Below are 19,085 nucleotides of genomic sequence, written 5' to 3' on the forward strand. Positions count from 1 at the left end.
CAGCTCACCCCTTAAGCAGCCTGTTTATTACGAGCTTTAATCAATGGATACGATTTTTGAATTCTTACTGCCAAAAATGCTGAAATCACCGCTTTTGTTAAATCTCCTGGAATATAAGCCAACGCCGATATGCTCGCACTTATCCAATTCATATTGGCAATCCAAGACAAATAGGAAATGCCGCATAAATAAACAAATAAAATGCCTCCAATTATATTAAATACTAACACTTTCCAAAATGCTAATTTTTCAAAATTCTTTTCAACTAAAAAACCGATTATAAAGGATGCAAAAGGCCAAGATAAAATATATCCACCGCTCGGACCAAATAATACTGCCAGCCCGCCTCTTCCGCCAGCAAGAATCGGTGCTCCGGCTCCTACAAGTAATACAAACAACAATAAACTGATAAATCCTCGTTTGGATCCTAATATTGCCCCTGCCAGCATCACACCCAATGTTTGAGCGGTGATTGGCACTGGCGTGAACGGAAGCGCAATCGGCGGTATGAGGCCGAGCACAGCAACAACAGCCGCGAACATTGATACTAATACCATATCATATAACTTCATATAAATAACTCCTTTCGAAAAAATTTTATAATCACATAATAGTTGAAATAACGATTTTTGTAAACCTAAAATTTATTTAAGTTTACATTAAAATGTTTTTTCATAAAGAAATGACAATTAGGTTTGTTCACGATACAATATCTTTATAATTGCTATTGAGGTGACTCTTGTGCCCGAACTAGAGCTGACTTTTGATACATTAATCATCGCCCTTTCACTGCAGATCTGCATACAGATCGGGCTAAACTTTTTTCATCGTTATGTCCGTACTGGTTATCAAATTTCTGCCAAAGCGAAATTTGAACAGTTCAAAAACAGCTTTTTTGACAGCATTTCAAGAGAGATCCCGTATTTCACTTTCCTTTTTCTTTCATTTCTTATAAAGAAAAGAAAGCGGAAAGAGGGACCGGACGATATGGAGGATCATCTTTTTCCTTCCCTGTTGGAGACACATTTTGTTTATTTATAAGGAGGAAAAAGATGCGAAATATTTTGTATATCGTAGTCATGATCACTTTTGTTGCACTAACTGGATGCAGCGCTGGCAGCTCAAATCAATCAGGCTTTTTCCATCAAACATTCGTTGAACCTTTTTCAATTATTATTAAAACTTTTGCGGACTGGTTTCACGGCAGCTATGGAATCGCGATTATTTTAATTACGGTCTTGATTCGGTTGATTCTTATGCCGTTAATGCTTCGCCAATATAAAGACCAGCAAAATATGAAATTGAAAATGGAGAAAGTCATGCCGGAGATGAAGGAGCTGCAAGAAAGGTTTAAAAAGGCGAAGGATCAAGCAGAACAACAAAAAATTCAAAAGGAAATGATGGATTTCTATCGAAAGCACGACATCAATCCATTGAAAATGGGCTGCCTTCCCATTATTATTCAAATGCCGATCATCATGGGGCTGTATTATGCCATTCGCGGTTCGAAAGAAATTGCAACACATTCATTTTTATGGTTTAATCTCGGAACACCTGACCTTATTTTGACGCTTTGTGCTGCAGCTATTTATTATGTGCAATTTAAAGTTTCCATTAGAACGGTACCTGAAGATCAATTGCAAGGACCGATGAAAATGATGGGAATGCTGTCGCCGCTAATGATAGGAACAGCTTCTTTTGCTTCACCAGCTGCCTTGCCTCTTTACTGGACAGTAAGCGGATCATTCCTTATTCTGCAAACATTACTTGCGCAAAAGCTCTACTATAAACCAATAGAAAAAGAAAAAGGCAAGAACTCTGAACAGTAGAATCAGTAGCCGTACAAAAATACCTTTTGCGAACAATATGAATAAACTAGCGAATTGATCTTTCCTCTTGCGTTAGACAGTAAAATCACCTGTCTAGCGCAGGAGGAAATTTTTTTGGTTGAAGGGGACTGTGAAAATCTTCGTGCTTATCTTCTCTCCAACATGCAAATGAATCTGCTGAAATTTTCCTTCAAAAAATCTTTTTGAACAGCTGTTACTAGAAACTGCAAAACAAAAGAAGGAACCTATGTCAGGTTCCCTTTTCACACTTAGCCGGTTTTACTTTCTTGTTTTTTAAAAAAAGTTTTCATCGCATGAAACACATCTGCTTTTTGCTTTAACACAAAATAGCGGAATTTTGGATTGTTGATGTTTTTATAAGCTGACATTAAGGTGGAGTATCTGTTGTACTGGTTGACCTCGCCGTAACAAAAGATGTTGCAAATTTTCATTAGTTCTTCGACAAGCTTCACGCATCGGCTGTTATCTGAAGTTAAATTATCTCCATCGGAAAAATGGAACGGATAAATATTGTACCGGGAAGGCGGGTATTTTTCTTCAATAAGTGCTAATGCTTTTCGATAGGCAGAAGAACAAATGGTGCCTCCGCTTTCACCTTTTGAAAAAAATTCATCCTCAGTGACAACCTTTGCCTCCGTATGATGGGCAATAAATTCAATATCTACCGTTTCGTATTTCGATCTTAAAAATCTAATCATCCAAAAGAAGAAACTTCTTGCCATGTATTTTTCCCATATTCCCATAGAACCGCTCGTATCCATCATTGCAAGCACAACAGCTTTTGACTCTGGTTTTTCCACTTCGTTCCAAGTCTTAAATTTCAAATCTTCCGGATATATCGGATAAAAACTTCGTTTTCCTGCCATCGCATTTCGTTTAAATGCCGAAAGCATTGTCCGTTTTTTATCAATGTTTCCCATAAGGCCTGTACGGCGAACATCGTTAAATTCTATTTTTTCAGCAATATTCTCATCCATTTCTTTTTGCTGTAAATCTGGAAGTTCAAGTTCCTGAAAGAACGCTTTTTCCAAGTCCATAATCGACACTTCAGCTTCATAATAGTCCTCTCCAGGCAAATCTCCAGCGCCTTCGCCTTTCCCAGCTGCTTGTGCATCATTTGTGCCATCCCTCGCAACGACATCGCCAATTTTACTGTCTCCCTTTCCTTGGCCGACATGTTTGTTTTTGTCATAGTTATATCGAATTTTATATTCATCAAGCGACCGTATCGGAATTTTTACTACATTTTTTCCGTTTGACATGATGATGCTTTCTTCTGAAATAAGATCAGGGAGATTATTGCGAATCGCTTCTTGCACTTTTTCTTGATGGCGAACTTGGTCATCATGGCCTTTACGATGGAGGGACCAATCCTCTCTAGAAACAACAAAGTGATGGTTCCCTTTGGATGTCATTTTTTTCCCTCCCTTAAAAAACTTGGCAATTCTTTTATTATATTCAAACGAATGAGTTCGTTTGGACAAATAAAAGATTATTCTATCATATGCTCGAATCTTCCAAAATTGACATGCTGTTGCACACCTTTTTTGATTAGAAATTTTGAAAAAAATAGCGCCCATTGGGCGAATCATGAACGAAACCAGCTTCAATTGTCAACGATTTAGTAAACTGCCTACATAGCGAAGAAGTTCATTGGCAGATGTTGAATTGTATCCATATTCATCAATGAGTCTCGCTACAACCTCGTTAATTTTCTTTAATTGCTGTTCGTCAGGCGTTTTAGTTGACGTTGTAATTTTCACAACGTCCTTCAAATCTGCAAACAATTTTTTTTGAATAGCTTCGCGCAACCGCTCATGGGAATTGTAGTCAAAACGTTTCCCTTTTCTTGCATATGCTGAAATGCGAATCAAAATTTCTTCTCGGAAAGCCTTTTTTGCATTTTCTGAGATGCCGATTTGCTCCTCAATCGAACGCATCAATTTTTCATCCGGATTCATTTCCTCGCCTGTCAGCGGATCGCGGATTTTGCTTTTATTGCAATACGCTTCAACATTATCTAAATAGTTGTCCATTAAAGTTTTTGCTGATTCTTCATATGAATAGACAAACGCCTTTTGAACCTCTTTTTTCGCAATTTCATCGTATTCTTTCCGCGCGATGGAAATGAAATTCAAATAACGCTCACGGTCTTCTTCTGAAATCGAAGGATGCTGATATAAACCTTCTTTTAACGAACGAAGTACATCTAACGCATTGATAGAAGGCACTTCTTTCCGAATAATGGTAGAAGAAATCCGATTGATGACGTAACGAGGATCGATGCCGCTCATTCCTTCTTCCGGATATTCTTTTTTTAGCTCTTCCACATCTACAGCATTAAACCCTTCAACCAATTCTCCGTCGTAAAGCCGCATCTTTTTCACAAGATCGATATCCGATCTCTTCGGCTCCTTTAAACGGGTTAAAATAGTAAACATTGCCGCTACTCTCAATGTATGAGGAGCGATATGAACATCGGATACATCGCTTTCTTTAATCATTTTTTCGTAAATTCTTTCTTCATCGGAGACCTTTAAATTATACGGGATCGGCATGACGATAATTCGCGAATGGAGAGCCTCATTTTTTTTGTTTGAAATAAATGAACGATATTCTGTTTCATTCGTGTGAGCGACTATGAGCTCATCAGCTGAAATGAGCGCAAATCGGCCCGCTTTAAAATTTCCTTCCTGAGTTAGAGATAGCAGATGCCATAAAAATTTTTCATCACATTTCAACATCTCTTGAAATTCCATCATTCCTCTGTTTGCCTTGTTAAGCTCTCCATCAAATCGATAAGCTCTCGGATCGGATTCTGAGCCGTATTCAGCAATTGTAGAAAAATCTATACTTCCCGTTAAATCGGCAATATCCTGCGATTTTGGATCAGACGGACTGAATGTGCCGATTCCTACCCGTTTGTCTTCTGAGAAAAAAATTCGCTCAACTAAAACATCCTCAATTCTCCCGCCGTATTCTTCTTCAAGGCGCATCATATTAAGCGGAGATAAATTGCCTTCAATTCGAATGCCGTATTCTTTATAAAAGTCGTCGCGAAGATGGTGCGGAATTAAGTGCAAAGGATCTTCATGCATCGGGCAGCCTTTAATTGCATAAACTGCACCTCTATCGGTTTTCGAATATTCTTCTAATCCCCTTTTTAACAAAGTGACAAGTGTAGATTTTCCGCCGCTGACAGGACCCATTAACAACAGAATTCTTTTTCTTACATCCAGCCGCTTAGCAGCGGGATGAAAATATTCTTCCACAAGCCGTTCCAATGCTTCGTCCAGTCCAAAAATTTCCTGGTTGAAAAATTTATATCGTTTTCGGCCATTAATCTCCTCAATCCCTGCATCTTTTATCATATTATAAACGCGAGAGTGGGCGGATTGGGCTATCCATGGTTTTTCTTTTAATATTTCCAAATATTCAGCGAAGGTGCCTTCCCATTTTAAGCGCTCTTCCATTTCTCTATGCTTTTCGATTTTTTTCAAAATATCCATCAGGGACCTCCTCCATCGTTGGTTTGAGCACCAGATTAATACAATTTATGCGAGGATGTCCTTAAAGATGCTTTTTGATTAGCTTAATGTTTGAAAATGAGTTAAAAAATTTTGACAAAATGACAAACCTTAGGGAAATTCTTTCACTCGTTGGGAATGTTAATGTATAATAAAACTAGTAATTTTTGATTACGTTGTACATATGAAGGAGGGATCTTTTTCATGAAAACTGCTTTAGTTTTAGGTGTCTGCATCGCATTTTTAGTTGCTATTTTCACGGCAGGATACAACGATAAACCTGGTGTCAACAAAAAATAATTTTGTGCATATTGATGATTTGTTCACAAGTAGTCCTCCCGGTAATTTTGTGAAGCGGTAAAGCAGGTAGGGAATTTCGGCTTGTTTTAGTTCCATGAAAATAACTCCAAAACATAAAAGGGGTGCTAATAATGGCGGCAGAAAGAGTATTTATCAGCCCTGCAAAATATGTTCAAGGTAAAAATGTCATTACAAAAATCGCGAATTATCTTGAAGGAATTGGAAACAAGACAGTCGTGATAGCTGATGAAATAGTTTGGAAAATAGCTGGGCATACAATAGTAAACGAATTAAAAAAAGGAAATATTGCAGCCGAAGAAGTAGTTTTTAGCGGAGAAGCTTCAAGAAACGAGGTAGAAAGAATCGCGAATATTGCAAGAAAAGCAGAAGCTGCTATTGTAATCGGCGTTGGTGGAGGAAAAACGTTAGATACCGCAAAAGCGGTAGCGGATGAATTAGATGCTTATATAGTGATTGTGCCGACAGCTGCTTCAACTGATGCGCCAACTAGTGCTCTTTCTGTTATATATTCTGATGACGGCGTATTTGAAAGCTACCGTTTTTATAAAAAGAATCCAGATCTTGTACTTGTCGATACGAAAATTATCGCCAATGCTCCGCCACGTTTACTTGCCTCTGGAATCGCTGATGCACTTGCAACTTGGGTGGAAGCACGCAGTGTTATAAAATCCGGAGGAAAAACGATGGCGGGCGGTATCCCTACAATTGCAGCTGAAGCAATTGCAGAAAAATGTGAACAAACTTTATTCAAGTACGGGAAGCTTGCCTATGAATCAGTAAAAGCAAAAGTCGTCACCCCTGCGTTAGAAGCGGTCGTCGAAGCAAACACGCTCCTTAGCGGACTAGGTTTTGAAAGCGGCGGTTTGGCAGCGGCTCATGCTATTCATAACGGATTTACCGCGTTAGAAGGCGAAATACATCATTTGACACACGGAGAGAAAGTGGCATTTGGTACTCTTGTCCAGCTCGCTCTCGAAGAACATTCACAACAAGAAATTGAACGCTATATTGAGCTTTATTTGAGCCTTGATTTGCCAGTCACGTTGGAGGACATTAAATTAAAAGATGCTTCACGCGAAGATATACTAAAAGTCGCTAAAGCAGCAACCGCAGAAGGGGAAACAATCCATAATGCATTCAATGTGACAGCTGATGATGTAGCAGATGCGATTTTTGCTGCTGATCAATATGCGAAAGCATATAAAGAAAAACACCGCAAATAACGTTTTGAATTGGCATTTCTTCATGGGATACCTTGATGACTGCAAAAAAGGCCAGGCGCTTTGACAGCTCTGGCCTTTGTATTTGCTTTTTTAACCTTATGGTAGTCCGCTTCCTTCTCATACTTCCTTTAATAACCGCCAAAAATAATGTATATTTACAATCCGAAAGAAGCCCAAAACTAAAAGTGTTTAAGATAATCCATGAAAGCTTTGCTGTCTTAGCGCCTCATACACTAAAATAGCGGCAGTGTTCGACAAATTTAATGCCCGAACGTTTTCCGTCATTGGAATGCGCAAACACCGATCTTCATTTTCTGCAAGCAATTCTTTTGGAAGTCCTGTTGTTTCACGTCCAAAAATGAAGAAAATCTCTTTGGAAGGATCACTAAAATCATAGCTCGTATAATATCGTTTTCCAAATTTAGTTATATAGTAGAAATCCCCGTTCTGGTTTTGCTGAAAAAAATGGTCAAGAGAATCATAATAATGAATGTTTACAAATTCCCAATAATCAAGCCCTGCGCGTCGAAGCATTTTATCATCCGTTGAAAAACCTAAAGGACGAATTAAATGAAGGGCTGTATTAGTCGCTGCACAAGTTCTAGCAATGTTTCCAGTATTTGCAGGGATTTCTGGTTGAAATAAAACAACGTGTAATGCCACAATGATTCACCTCGAAAACTATTATAACATTTTTAAGAATCCTCATTATCATCAATGATATGAAAAAATTTATATTGAATGTTTTCTGTATAGGCAGTTGAGTCTTCGTACGACCAATATCTCATTCGGCTGTTGGATGTTTGGGCATTGACAAGCGGCATATCGCTTTTATCTTTTGCAACAACAAATGTTGAATGGTCAAATCTGCCGTCGCCTTGAAAATCATAACAAATCACATCCCCGGGCTTAAGCAGCTCAGGAGACGAAACTTCTTCCGCTCTAAGTCCTGTTTTTGATGTGGACAAATACAGCATCAGCGCATGAGCTACAGACCAGCTGTAGCTCCAATTATTATTCGCAAGCCACCATCCTGATGACCGGTTCGGGTAGCCTCTCATCGGCGCATCACCGGCACGTAAACATTGGGAAACATAATTTGTACAATTTACGTCAAAATAAGGATAATTCGGATTTCTGCTGTTCCACCACCGTTCCGCATATTGGACGCTTTTCAACCGATCATATTGAAAAGAAACCCGTTCATCTTTTCCATGCCACTCTTCGTTTGACCAATCATCCTCTTCATCTTTATGAAAACAGTCTTTTAGTTTAACTTCATCAGATATTAAATGACCTTTATTGGAAAACTTCGCTACCCGCTCTTCCCCAATTTCTTCTATATATAAAAAATCACCCTGCTTATAAAGAAGCCTGTAATCACATAAATAATCTACAACGGTTGCCTCATCTTCGATCTGTTTCGGCCATTTTATGAGACAAGTCGCTTTCACTATTTCCGCTTTTCGTTTTGCTGCCAGCTCTTTTTTCTTTTCACACCATTCAAGCTCTGAAGATTGCTGCCGATTGTGATTGACAGATTTGTTCACTAAAAATTGCAGCTTTTCATTTATTTTTCGATAAACAGCCTGTACGTCCACATTTGTCACCACCATTTTCGTTTCTTCTATATACGTATGATGGTGACAATTAAAATCATGCTTTCAACATTTCAATTCCTTTGACAATTTCATTCTTTACTTCTTCATCTTGTTCTTTTTCCAGAGCTTTTTCCAATTCAAAAAGCACTGATTGATCTCCTATCCTTCCAATCGCCCATGCGGCGGTTCCCCGAATAATCGGTCTTGAATCTTCGTGCATCAGTTTAATTAAGTCAGGCAAAGCCGTTCTATCTTTATAATGGGCTAAAGCGATGATCGCATTTCGCTGAATCGGTTTTTTTCCTCTCCATGAACCAGCTATATGGCCGAATTTTTCTTTAAACTCGCGGTTTGAAATATGAAGAAGCGGCTTTAATTTTGGCTTTGCAATTTCAGGATCCGGTTCCATTTCAGAATGGATATGGAAATCCTTTCCTTTATTTTCCGGACAAACAAGCTGACAAGTGTCACAGCCGTAAAGCCTGTTTCCGATTTTCCCACGATATTCATCAGGCAGAAACCCTTTTGTTTGCGTTAAAAAAGCAATACATTTCTTTGAATCGAGCTGCCCGCCTTGTACGAGCGCACCAGTCGGACATGAATCGACACATATGTTGCAGGATCCGCATCGGTCTTCAATGGGGCTGTCGGGAGGAAAAGGAATATTTGTAATCATTTCGCCCAAATATACATAAGAGCCGAATTCCGGTGTAATAATCATGCAGTTTTTTCCGCTCCATCCGATACCGGCTCGCTCTGCTACGGCCCGATCCGACAGCTCCCCCGTATCGACCATCGATTTAACCTGTGCTCCGTCCACTTTTTCTAAAATAAATCTTTCCAGCTTTTTCAACCGATCTTTTAGAATCACGTGATAGTCTGTCCCCCATGAAGCCCTGCAAAATAAACCGCGCCGCTCTTTTTTTGTACTTCTGGGAGCATTTTTCATTTTTGAAGGATATGCCAACGCTATAGAGATAATCGATTTTGCTTTTGGAAGGAGCAGCTCAGGATTTGTCCGCTTTTCGATATCAGGCTCCTCGAATCCTGACTGATATCCTAACTGCTGCTGTACAATTAACCGCTCCTTCAATGTTTCAAAAACATCAGCACTCGCAAAACCGATTTTATCGATTCCAATTTGCTTGCTGTATTCAATAATTTCTTGTTTGAGAACTGCGAAATCCACACCGCTCCACCCCCTTTGTTTTTATTTCAAAAAATATATAAACTATGTTAAGATAAAATGGCTGAAAATAGGAGGGAAATCAATGGAATTTTTTATTGCTGAAGAGGTCAAACAACGAATTCCTCACTTTAAAATAGGCTTAATTGAGTATGATCATATTCAAGTATCCGAATCCCCCCAAATGTTAAAAGGGAGACTTCGTTTCTTTCAAGAATCTATTTTTTTCGATCTAGAAAATAAAAATGCAGCTGAATTAGACGGCATTCGAGAATGGCGGGAAGTCTTTAAGCGTGTTGGCACTGATCCTAATCGATACCGCTCATCCAATGAGGCTCTTTTTCGCCGCGTTCAAAAACAGCAATACTTACAGTCTATCCATTCAGCCGTTGACTTAAATAATTTTTTCTCCTTGAAATATGAAATTCCGTTAGGCATCTACGACCGAAACAAAATAAAAGGATCTATTACGTTAAAAATCGGTGAAAATGATGATTCATATGATGCCATCAACGGCCGCCAAGTAAATTTGGAAAATAAACTAGTAACCTGTGATGCAAACGGACCTTTCGGAAGCCCCTATGTTGATTCCAAGCGAACAGCAGTACAGCTTTCGACAACAAGCGCTTTACATATCGTTTATTTAAAGCCATCGATGCGGACAGAAGAAGCAAAAAAATTACTTGAAGCGATGGCAAACATGTTTGTTCAAATTCACGGTGGAGATGCTCGCCAACAAATTTTCGCTTAAGCCTCTCCCTTTTCTTTCTTTTAATGGCATGGCAGCCATATACAAAATTTCTATAATGAAAAAACGCAATGCTTCGTTTGCTTATAAAAACGAAACACTGCGTTGATGAATGATATGTATGGAGCGGGTGATGGGAATCGAACCCACGACATCAGCTTGGAAGGCTGAGGTTTTACCACTAAACTACACCCGCATACATTATTTCTTTTCTATCAAGACGAAAAACACGCACTTGCCATGCCTCTTCCTCTTCCAGCTTATTCGAGGAAGTAGATGCGTCGAGGCAACTCGATGCTTATTCATCGAAGCATCGCTCGTGGCTGAGGTTTTACCACTAAACTACACCCGCATACATTATTTCTTTTCTATCAAGACGAAAAACACGCACTTGCCATGCCTCTTCCTCTTCCAGCTTATTCGAGGAAGGAGATGCGTCGAGGCAACTCGATGCTTATTCATTGAAGCATCGCTCGTGGCTGAGGTTTTACCACTAAACTACACCCGCATACATTATTTCTTTTCTATCAAGACGAAAAACACGCATTTGTCATGCCTCTTCCTCTTCCAGCTTATTCGAAGAAGGAGATGCGTCGAGGCAACTCGATGCTTATTCATCGAAGCATCGCTCGTGGTAGCCGTAATGCAATGACGGGTTTTATTATAGCAAAGCGAAAATGACGGTGCAACGGAAAAATGTAAAAAAAACGACATTTTTTTATGTTTTTGTCGAAATTGTGAACAAAATAGATACCAAGCTGTCCATTTAACACCCTATACCACTGAAAAAAGCATTAAATCAACAGTTTTTCTTATTTTGTTCATATATTTACAAAGCTGGTGGTAAATGTCCGGCGTTTAAATGTAAACTCCGAAATCATGGCAAGCTTAGATAACAGTTAGATTGAACCCCTCAGTCATTCCTTCGCAAACTAAATTTATCAACCAACATAAAATACTAAGAGCTGAGAAGATTCCTATAAAATCAGAGTAAAGTTAAGACCAAATGATAACTATACCTCAAAAACTACACCATTTTGATTCATTGAAAAAATGTGATGAGCGCACTTATCCCATATCTTTTAACTTTCTATAGCACTTTCGTGACTACAGCTCCCATACCTTGCCCATTTCAGAGCTGTCAAGAATTTTTTCAAAGATAAATATACACTTATCCGGTGGATCAAAAATCTGCCTTTTTTATATTACTATAAACAACTTGCTCTTCTAAAAATTCAGCTGATGAATCGTTAAAAGAAAGTAAAAAATCGACGTTCAAAAACGCCGATTTTCACCTTATTTTTTCAACATTTCAAACACTTGCTCGACATCCTTATCTCCTCTGCCAGAGAGATTAACGATCACAATATCCTCCTTGCTTAGCTGCGGGGCAAGTTTCATCGCATATGCTACAGCATGTGAACTTTCAAGGGCAGGGATGATTCCTTCCAACTTAGATAATTGCTGAAAAGCTTCCAAAGCCTCTTTTCCAGACACCGTAACATATTCTGCCCGTCCGGTTTCCTTCAAATAGCTGTGCTCTGGACCAATTCCAGGATAATCAAGCCCTGCTGCAATAGAGTAAGTCGGCATTGGATCATTATTTTCGTCAAGCAAAGTTAAGCATTTAAATCCGTGAATAACAGCTGGAACACCTTTCGTAAGCGTTGGTGCCTCTTCCGGCTCCACTCCTATTAATCTTACGTTTGGTTCGTCCAGATAATGCGCAAAAGCTCCGATTGCATTGCTTCCTCCTCCTGCACAAGCAATCACTGCTGTTGGAAGCTTCCCTTCTTTTTCAAGAATCTGCTTTTTCGACTCTTCACTAATAACCGATTGAAAATGCTTGACAATTGTTGGATACGGATGCGGGCCGACAGCAGATCCAAGCAAGTAAAACGTGTTTTGGTAATTTTCCACATAATCAGCTAAAGCTGCATCCACCGCATCCTTCAAACGTCCTTGTCCTTTTTCAACCGGTACTACCTTTGCACCAAGCAGCTCCATCCGAAACACATTTAATGCCTGCCGCTCTGTATCGAGCTTGCCCATATAGATGGTGCATTCCATTCCAAACATCGCACACGCGGTTGCTGTTGCAACACCGTGCTGTCCAGCACCTGTTTCTGCAATGATTCTAGTAGCCCCCATCCGTTTGGCAAGCAAGATCTGTCCAATTGCATTATTGATTTTATGTGCTCCGGTATGATTTAAATCTTCACGTTTTAAATAAACTTTCGCGCCCCCGAGCGCTTCTGTGAAATTTTTCGCATATGTCAGCGGATTTTCTCTACCAACATATTCTCTTAAATAATATGCCAATTCTTCATTAAACGTTGAATCGTTTTTAAATTTTTCGAAATTCTCTTCCAGTATGTCCAATGCTCTTTGCAAATCCTTTGGAACAAAGCTTCCTCCAAATTGGCCAAAATAACCCTTCTCAACTGTTTGCTGACTCATCTTACTCATCTCCTCTAAGCTTTTATTCAATTATAGCAAAACATGTTCAAATCAAACACTTATTTTTAGAATTTCTGCCGCTTATTATTTTGCATAGTTTAGCTCCCAAACTACACCGAATTTATCGATTACCACACCATATTTTGAATTCCAAAAAGTATCTTGCAATTCCATTTTGACCTGTCCGTCTTTCGCTAATGTTGTAAAAATTGAATTTATTTCATCTTCTGACTCCAAATCCAATGTCAGCCATATATTGTTCCCCTTCGTCACCGGTGAGAAAACATCGGCAAAATAAAGTACACAGGATTCGTTAATATGCAGCTCGGCATGAATATATTTTCCTTCGTGGCCTTTAAACATTTCTTTTCCATCGGATGTCTCTACATTTTTAAGTTCTCCTCCAAATACTTGCTGATAATATTGCAACGCTTCCTTACAGTTATGCAAATAAATATGAGGGATTATTTTTTTCATCTTTTTTACCCGCCTTTGCCAGATTGTAGGGATAAACATTCTTCTCGTCCATTTTACCATAAGGGAATGACACCTTGTTTTTAAGAAGAGGAGTGCCTCCTGTTTCTGTGTAATGATTCAACATCGCATTTTCCTAGGGCCAAGCTACAATCTTTTTTGAAATAGAGCATTACTAGAAACAATTGAAATATTCTAAAATATAAAATGGAGTTAAAAAGCGCAGCGTGATGCAGGTTACCTGCTCCGAAATTGCTCTTCAAATTGGTAAACAAGAAACATCTTGTTATATTGTGTAATCTTTCTTAACGAGATACTTAGCAAAAAATTCAAATTATGTAAAAATCAATTTGGAGGACACACTCATGAAGAAGAATGACTACTTTCATTCGAAAAATTACACCGGGAATCATTTACATGTAGACAACTTTAAAGATGAATTTTCCCCTTTCATCGAAGGAATTGCCTGGGAAAGAACTGATGGCACAATGGATTTATTTTTTGATGATTTAAAAGAGGAAGAATTTCAACAATTATTTGTAAATAAAGAGCATTATTATGATAAATTTAAAGGTGGATTTATAGAAAATGTTCAAACAAATGAGGAAGCGTATGAAAAATTTCGTCAATGGGTGGATGAAGTACTGGAACCGTTTAGAAATGGCCAAAAATAAGCGAATGTTCCATTGAAATGCATTTTGCAAAATTCCCCCATATTTTTACTACAAATGAAAGAAGGGATCCTATCACATGAAAAAAGACAGTTGGAATGCAGCTTTGTATGATGCAAAACATTCATTTGTTTCCAAATTTGGAGAGCATTTGCTTGATCTGTTGGAGCCAAAAAAAGGTGAACGTATTCTTGACCTCGGCTGCGGTACGGGAGATTTAGCCTGGAAGCTTTACGAATTAGGAGTTGACGTCGTCGGAATTGATAAATCAGAAAATATGATTAATCAGGCTAAAGCAAAATACCCCGGTTTAACCTTTGAGGTGAAGGATGTTCTAAATCTTGGATACCGCAACGAGTTTGATGCCGTTTTCTCCAATGCAGTTCTTCACTGGATCAAGCCGCCAAAACAGGCGTTAATCAATATATACCAGGCCTTAAAGGAGAACGGCCGTTTTGTAGCGGAATTCGGCGGCAAAGGCAATGTCAAAACGATTACCGATGCCATCCGAAATGAATTCAATAAATTGGGCATGGAGGAATTAGCAGACCAATTTCCTTGGTATTTCCCGAGCATTGGTGAATATTCATCGTTGATGGAAGAAGTGGGGTTCCGTGTCGTGTTCGCCCAGCATTTTGACCGCCCAACGCCATTACATGGGGAAAATGGGGTAAAAAATTGGATAGAGATGTTCGCTGGCAGCCTGTTTAACAGTTTGACAAACGAAACAAAAAATCTTATCTTCACAAACGTGGAAAACAACTTGAAAAACGTCATATATAAAAATGGCATCTGGTTTGCCGATTATAAGCGAATTCGTGTCATCGGGATTAAAGAATAGCACGTAAAGAGGCGTCTCATATCTTCGCGAATTGTTGAATCTAAAAGAAAGTGAACAATATGTAACTTTCTCAAAAAAATTTTGGAAAAAGCTAAATCTCCAAGAGCTTAAAGTTGCTTCTTATTTTCTCTTGATTTATGCTCAAATTAAAGGCTATTAGAATAACAGCTAAGAGCCTCCATATATTGACAGAATATAAAAATGATGATAGCATAAAGCGAACTATTTCAATAAGATTTATATGTTTTTTAGAATCGTAGAAAGGAGCATAGTAGTAAATGAGCAAAGTTGTAATTATCAATGGAAGTCCGTTTCCATCATCAAGATTAAATGGATTAATCCAATATGCTGAACAGCAATTGCAGCAAAAAGGAATTGAGATTGATTACATTCAAGTAGCACAGCTGCCTGCGGAAGATTTAATCAAAGCTAAATTCGACAGCGAGGCGATTCTGAACGCCAACCAAAAAGTAGAACAAGCTGACGGAATTATCATCGCAAGCCCAGTGTATAAAGCAGCTTATACAGGCGTATTGAAAACATACCTTGACCTACTTCCGCAAAAAGGGCTTTTGGGTAAAACAATACTTCCGTTGTTTATTGGTGGCACATTGGCTCACCTTCTATCTATAGATTATGCGCTAAAACCAGTGTTATCCACAATGGGAGGCAGATATATTCTAGGAGGCGTTTATGCCGTTGATGCCTGGGTAACCAGAGAAGAAAATGAACAATACAGCTTGTCAGAAGAGCTAGTGCAAAGATTGGACGCAGCAGTAGAGGAATTTGCGAATGCTTTAAATGGACAAAAAGCATGATCAGCTCCTAATCGAAACTCAGAGGTTTTTTTGTTCGTTCTTGATTTCGCAAAATTGCCGCTAGTAAATTAAAAGCAGACTGCCCGTACGGTGCAATCTGCTTTTTTCATTATTATTGTTAATGAAAAATGAAAGCATTTTGAGTAAAATATTGAATTTTCCTTTATACAAGATGAAGATTAACGCCACTATTTTCCCATTTTTTGATTTCAATCTCACTTAATTCAGAGCCTATAATTACCGCATCAATTTGATTTGGACTGGCAACAGTATGCAAAGCAATCCTTCCTACTTTCGTATGATCCGTTACAACATAGACGCTCTTCGCAGCTTTTATCATAGAACGCTTCGTTGCAGCAATCTGTTCATCAAAATGAGTAAGGCCAAATTTGTGATGAAGGGCTGGCGTTCCGATGAATGCTTTGTCCACATGGAGATTGCCTAACACTTCATCAGCAATGAGTCCATTTAACATATAGCTTTCCGGATATAGCGTACCACCTGTTACAATAACTTTAATCCCATTTGAAAAACGCAACTTTGCCGCAACATTTATATCGTTTGTAATCACTGTTATGTTTTTTCTATCTAATATCGCTTCAGCAATATGAACGGTCGTTGTTCCTGAGTCTAGTATAATATTTTCGCCATCTTGTATAAACTGTGCAGCACGCATGCCAATTCTTCGTTTTTCCTCGAACTGAACGGTTTCCCGATCCTGAAAAGACGGCTCCGATTTTACTTTATCTTCCTCAATGACAACGCCGCCATGGGTCCTTCTCAATTTTCCCTCTGATTCTAATAGCGACAAATCTCTTCGAATCGTTGCCTCATGGACATGAAAATATACAGCCAATTCAGCCACAGTAGCAATTTTCTTTTCCTTTACGTATTCTACTATTTTTTTTTGCCTTTCAAGAGCTAACATAGTCGAACTTCCTAACAATTTAAATTTTTCTATTCTTATATTATTCTCTTTTCATTAGGAATTCAATCGACTATGTTTTTTCAGATCTTGTTATTTCGTTTCTTCAGGCAATGTAATAAATTTGGTTAATATAGCGCTTACAAAATAAAGTATTGCCAGCACCCAAATAACTCCTACATTTCCTATTGAACCAATTAACAGGCCAACGATAGCAGGACCAACAAAAACAGGCAAGCCAGCGCCTAAATTTAGAACAGACATTGCAGCTCCTTTGTCCTCTTTCACCAACGAAGGTACTAAAGCAGACAACGGAACATATCCCGCTAACAATCCGCCCCATAAAATGGCTACTAAGCCAACGATCCAAATATTACCATTAAACCACTCTGGAAAATAATATATAGCTAAAGTAGTAACTCCGCAGCCAATACCGCCAAAATACATGATGGTATTGCGCCAGCCAATTTTATCCCCTATATATCCAAAAAATAGATTAAATAAAATATTGCTTGTAAAAATTGTCCCCCAAATAGCCAACCATGTAGATGTTGGAATTCCGTGTCCAGCAAGATAAGTAGGCAAAAAAACAGGAAATGCAAACTGCGCAGTAGTATTAATGACACGAACAATGCCGCCTAATAATACTTTCGGCTCTTCCTTGACAATTGTGACACCTTTTATAAGCTCATATAATTTTTCTTTAGCAGAACTTCCTTGATTTGGTTCTAATTTGTCTTTATTAATTATTAATGCGATTATCGCCCCTAATACGACCCAAAAGATTGATGACCACAACGTAGTATAGTGCCCAAATAATTTGATTGCAACTACGGAATAATAAGCCCCTAAAACATTTAAACCTCCTGTAAATACAAACCAAAACCAGCCGACTGCTGTTCCGAGACGCTCCTGATCGGCACGGTAAGCAATCCATACTAGGAAAGAGTATGCAAACAGCGGGTATCCCAAGCCCCTTAATGCATAAAACGGAACCATCCACCAAATATTAAAATTCGGCAGCCCAAAACTCAAAAATCCAATTGTCCCCAGTATATAAAATAACACCCCTAGCCACATCGTTCTTTTTGTACCAAGCGCTTCAACTAATACTCCGGACAGCCACGAGGAAACAGCGACTGTCACCCCATAAGCTGAAAACAATAGGCTAGTTTGCTGAACTGTAAATCCTTGATCAATTAACCAAGGACTTAGCCAGCCAATTTCCAGTCCATCTCCCATCATGAAAATTAAAATCCCTAAATAACCCCATGCAATCGAAGAAGGTATACCTAATTTTTCAGTCCATTTCACTCCAGTTACTTGTGTCATTATTTTACACCCCTTTTATTTAGTTCCATGAAAAAGATAAATATGTTTTTTTCCACCCTTTATGTTCAGCAGCTTCATCCATTGCCTTTTTTAAATCTTCTGCGTTTCGGATTGCTATGCTTTTTCCCGGTATCAACTTAGAGAGAGTTTTCTGATAATCTTCATTTAGAAATGCTTGCATCAAAGTTTTAAAATCTTCACTTGAACTTCTAGAACTTCCGTAAAGCTGTAACCCTTTTTCTAATACATCTCTTGTATTAATTGGTACACACTGCTCTGTCACCCCCATTAAAATCAATTTGCCTTCAGGCTCCAATAAATCAATCGCTTGGTTGATAGCGCTTTCGCTAAACTTGCCACCTGTGCATTCAATTGCAACTGTCACCCCTTTAGCTTCTAAAAAAGGAAAATCGTTAACTAAGTGTACAGTGGCAAAATCAAACTGATTCAGTTTTTCTTCCACTGCTCCAAACACTAATAGCTGGCTTTTAGGAATATGAAAATAATGATATAGCATTGCGGCTGTTAAATATCCTACTGGTCCATCGCCGAACACAGCAATTTTCCCTTTATGAAAATCTTCTTTTTTCAAATGATTCAGTGCATGCAGTGAAACTGAGCATAACTCTGCTAATACAGCAATCTCATCTTTCAGCTTTTCTGGAATTGGTACAACATTTTCGCTTGGCAATACTAAAAACTCCTGACCAATGCCATCATATCCGCTTCCTAAAAACACTCCAGTTTTACAATAGTTATCTGCGACATTTCTCCTGCATGATTCACAACAATCTTCTTTTTTCTTTTGTTCTAATCTGTAACCAGGGATGCTTGGCACAATTGCAACCTTTTGTCCAACTTGTATAAACTCATCTTTTGAAATGACTACTTCTCCAATCCCTTCATGAAATAATGCCATCGGAAGCTTTTGGTTAAGAGCTTCTTTTCTTCTTTTGCCGGTATAGTATCTTAAGTCTGCATGACAAATACTGGCTAAAATAGGCTGGACGACAACTTCACCTTCCTTTACTTTATGTTCAATAACTGTTTCTTTAAATTTTCCAGGCTCTATTAACCTATAAGCCTTTGAATGAATCACATCTGTCAT

17 protein-coding genes and 1 tRNA gene are annotated in these 19,085 nt (G+C 38.6%); 6 read left to right on the top strand and 12 right to left on the bottom strand.

Translation table 11 applies throughout. The features are described 5' to 3' along the window. Positions 1-11: 11 nt before the first annotated feature. Positions 12-572 carry a biotin transporter BioY gene (locus tag NSQ84_RS14280; protein WP_094244590.1) on the bottom strand — a complete coding sequence of 187 codons (561 nt, stop codon included), beginning with the start codon at positions 570-572 and terminating at the stop codon, positions 12-14. A gap of 480 nt (positions 573-1,052) precedes the next feature. Here NSQ84_RS14280 and yidC point away from each other — a divergent pair, with 480 nt between their 5' ends. Further along, positions 1,053-1,829 carry a membrane protein insertase YidC gene (yidC, locus tag NSQ84_RS14285; RefSeq protein WP_063387247.1) on the top strand — a complete coding sequence of 259 codons (777 nt, stop codon included), beginning with the start codon at positions 1,053-1,055 and terminating at the stop codon, positions 1,827-1,829. 269 nt (positions 1,830-2,098) lie between these two features. On the opposite strand, the gene yhbH is transcribed toward yidC, so the two are convergent. After that, a complete protein-coding gene (yhbH, locus tag NSQ84_RS14290) occupies positions 2,099-3,265 on the bottom strand; it encodes a sporulation protein YhbH (RefSeq protein ID WP_311066437.1) in 1,167 nt (388 codons plus the stop codon). A gap of 198 nt (positions 3,266-3,463) precedes the next feature. Then, positions 3,464-5,359: a PrkA family serine protein kinase gene (locus NSQ84_RS14295; RefSeq protein WP_063387245.1), complete on the bottom strand. Its 1,896-nt coding sequence runs from the start codon at positions 5,357-5,359 to the stop codon at positions 3,464-3,466. A gap of 449 nt (positions 5,360-5,808) precedes the next feature. On the opposite strand from NSQ84_RS14295, the gene NSQ84_RS14300 reads away from it, so the two are divergent. Then, positions 5,809-6,921 carry a glycerol dehydrogenase gene (locus NSQ84_RS14300; protein ID WP_144597056.1) on the top strand — a complete coding sequence of 371 codons (1,113 nt, stop codon included), beginning with the start codon at positions 5,809-5,811 and terminating at the stop codon, positions 6,919-6,921. A 189-nt stretch (positions 6,922-7,110) separates the two neighbouring features. Here NSQ84_RS14300 and trmL read toward each other — a convergent pair whose 3' ends face one another. Genes trmL through queG form a run of 3 tightly spaced genes read right to left on the bottom strand, consistent with a single transcriptional unit; the run spans position 7,111 to position 9,711 of the window. Beyond that, entirely contained in the window at positions 7,111-7,584 is a 474-nt protein-coding gene (gene trmL / locus NSQ84_RS14305) for a tRNA (uridine(34)/cytosine(34)/5-carboxymethylaminomethyluridine(34)-2'-O)-methyltransferase TrmL (protein ID WP_063387243.1), read from the bottom strand. Positions 7,585-7,616: 32 nt separating this feature from the next. After that, entirely contained in the window at positions 7,617-8,537 is a 921-nt protein-coding gene (locus NSQ84_RS14310; protein WP_186439328.1) for an amidase domain-containing protein, read from the bottom strand. A gap of 40 nt (positions 8,538-8,577) precedes the next feature. Further along, a complete protein-coding gene (gene queG, locus NSQ84_RS14315) occupies positions 8,578-9,711 on the bottom strand; it encodes a tRNA epoxyqueuosine(34) reductase QueG (protein ID WP_063387242.1) in 1,134 nt (377 codons plus the stop codon). An 82-nt stretch (positions 9,712-9,793) separates the two neighbouring features. Here queG and NSQ84_RS14320 point away from each other — a divergent pair, with 82 nt between their 5' ends. Continuing rightward, entirely contained in the window at positions 9,794-10,459 is a 666-nt protein-coding gene (locus NSQ84_RS14320) for a phenylalanine--tRNA ligase beta subunit-related protein (RefSeq protein ID WP_339212007.1), read from the top strand. Between the two features lie 119 nt (positions 10,460-10,578). On the opposite strand, the gene NSQ84_RS14325 is transcribed toward NSQ84_RS14320, so the two are convergent. The 3 genes from NSQ84_RS14325 to NSQ84_RS14335 all read right to left on the bottom strand — a co-directional run bounded on the left by NSQ84_RS14325 (position 10,579) and on the right by NSQ84_RS14335 (position 13,393). Continuing rightward, a tRNA-Gly gene (locus NSQ84_RS14325) sits at positions 10,579-10,652 on the bottom strand. A gap of 1,100 nt (positions 10,653-11,752) precedes the next feature. Continuing rightward, on the bottom strand, positions 11,753-12,916 hold the full coding sequence (trpB, locus tag NSQ84_RS14330; protein ID WP_063387240.1) for a tryptophan synthase subunit beta: 1,164 nt from the start codon (positions 12,914-12,916) through the stop codon (positions 11,753-11,755). A gap of 84 nt (positions 12,917-13,000) precedes the next feature. Continuing rightward, the gene (locus NSQ84_RS14335) at positions 13,001-13,393 is read right to left on the bottom strand and encodes a VOC family protein (protein WP_063387239.1); all 393 of its coding nucleotides are present in this window, start codon (positions 13,391-13,393) and stop codon (positions 13,001-13,003) included. Positions 13,394-13,755: 362 nt separating this feature from the next. Between NSQ84_RS14335 and NSQ84_RS14340 the strand changes: the two genes are divergently transcribed. From NSQ84_RS14340 to ssuE, 3 genes are all read left to right on the top strand, one after another. Continuing rightward, positions 13,756-14,064, top strand: coding sequence for a hypothetical protein (locus tag NSQ84_RS14340; RefSeq protein WP_063387238.1), 309 nt, complete (start codon positions 13,756-13,758; stop codon positions 14,062-14,064). A 76-nt stretch (positions 14,065-14,140) separates the two neighbouring features. Continuing rightward, positions 14,141-14,902, top strand: coding sequence for a class I SAM-dependent methyltransferase (locus tag NSQ84_RS14345; RefSeq protein ID WP_144597049.1), 762 nt, complete (start codon positions 14,141-14,143; stop codon positions 14,900-14,902). Between the two features lie 278 nt (positions 14,903-15,180). Beyond that, on the top strand, positions 15,181-15,720 hold the full coding sequence (gene ssuE / locus NSQ84_RS14350) for an NADPH-dependent FMN reductase (RefSeq protein WP_117016930.1): 540 nt from the start codon (positions 15,181-15,183) through the stop codon (positions 15,718-15,720). A 163-nt stretch (positions 15,721-15,883) separates the two neighbouring features. Here the strand turns inward: ssuE and NSQ84_RS14355 are convergent, their stop codons facing one another. From NSQ84_RS14355 to NSQ84_RS14365, 3 genes are all read right to left on the bottom strand, one after another. Next, positions 15,884-16,648, bottom strand: a complete 765-nt coding sequence (locus NSQ84_RS14355) for a DeoR/GlpR family DNA-binding transcription regulator (protein ID WP_311066438.1) — start codon at positions 16,646-16,648, stop codon at positions 15,884-15,886. 90 nt (positions 16,649-16,738) lie between these two features. Then, entirely contained in the window at positions 16,739-17,977 is a 1,239-nt protein-coding gene (locus NSQ84_RS14360) for an MFS transporter (protein ID WP_117016929.1), read from the bottom strand. 19 nt (positions 17,978-17,996) lie between these two features. Further along, the gene (locus tag NSQ84_RS14365; RefSeq protein WP_339212010.1) at positions 17,997-19,085 is read right to left on the bottom strand and encodes an alcohol dehydrogenase catalytic domain-containing protein; all 1,089 of its coding nucleotides are present in this window, start codon (positions 19,083-19,085) and stop codon (positions 17,997-17,999) included.

The organism is Aeribacillus sp. FSL K6-3256 (assembly GCF_037965805.1).
Classification (GTDB): Bacteria; Bacillota; Bacilli; order Bacillales; family Aeribacillaceae; genus Aeribacillus; species Aeribacillus composti.

Coding starts and splice junctions, on each gene's coding strand:
- NSQ84_RS14280 (WP_094244590.1), bottom strand. CDS start 572: ATGAAGTTATATGATATGGTATTAGTATCAATGTTCGCGGCTGTTGTT.
- yidC (WP_063387247.1), top strand. CDS start 1,053: ATGCGAAATATTTTGTATATCGTAGTCATGATCACTTTTGTTGCACTA.
- yhbH (WP_311066437.1), bottom strand. CDS start 3,265: ATGACATCCAAAGGGAACCATCACTTTGTTGTTTCTAGAGAGGATTGG.
- NSQ84_RS14295 (WP_063387245.1), bottom strand. CDS start 5,359: ATGGATATTTTGAAAAAAATCGAAAAGCATAGAGAAATGGAAGAGCGC.
- NSQ84_RS14300 (WP_144597056.1), top strand. CDS start 5,809: ATGGCGGCAGAAAGAGTATTTATCAGCCCTGCAAAATATGTTCAAGGT.
- NSQ84_RS14310 (WP_186439328.1), bottom strand. CDS start 8,537: ATGGTGGTGACAAATGTGGACGTACAGGCTGTTTATCGAAAAATAAAT.
- NSQ84_RS14320 (WP_339212007.1), top strand. CDS start 9,794: ATGGAATTTTTTATTGCTGAAGAGGTCAAACAACGAATTCCTCACTTT.
- trpB (WP_063387240.1), bottom strand. CDS start 12,916: ATGAGTCAGCAAACAGTTGAGAAGGGTTATTTTGGCCAATTTGGAGGA.
- NSQ84_RS14335 (WP_063387239.1), bottom strand. CDS start 13,393: ATGAAAAAAATAATCCCTCATATTTATTTGCATAACTGTAAGGAAGCG.
- NSQ84_RS14340 (WP_063387238.1), top strand. CDS start 13,756: ATGAAGAAGAATGACTACTTTCATTCGAAAAATTACACCGGGAATCAT.
- NSQ84_RS14345 (WP_144597049.1), top strand. CDS start 14,141: ATGAAAAAAGACAGTTGGAATGCAGCTTTGTATGATGCAAAACATTCA.
- ssuE (WP_117016930.1), top strand. CDS start 15,181: ATGAGCAAAGTTGTAATTATCAATGGAAGTCCGTTTCCATCATCAAGA.
- NSQ84_RS14355 (WP_311066438.1), bottom strand. CDS start 16,648: ATGTTAGCTCTTGAAAGGCAAAAAAAAATAGTAGAATACGTAAAGGAA.
- NSQ84_RS14360 (WP_117016929.1), bottom strand. CDS start 17,977: ATGACACAAGTAACTGGAGTGAAATGGACTGAAAAATTAGGTATACCT.
- NSQ84_RS14365 (WP_339212010.1), bottom strand. CDS start 19,085: ATGACAGATGTGATTCATTCAAAGGCTTATAGGTTAATAGAGCCTGGA.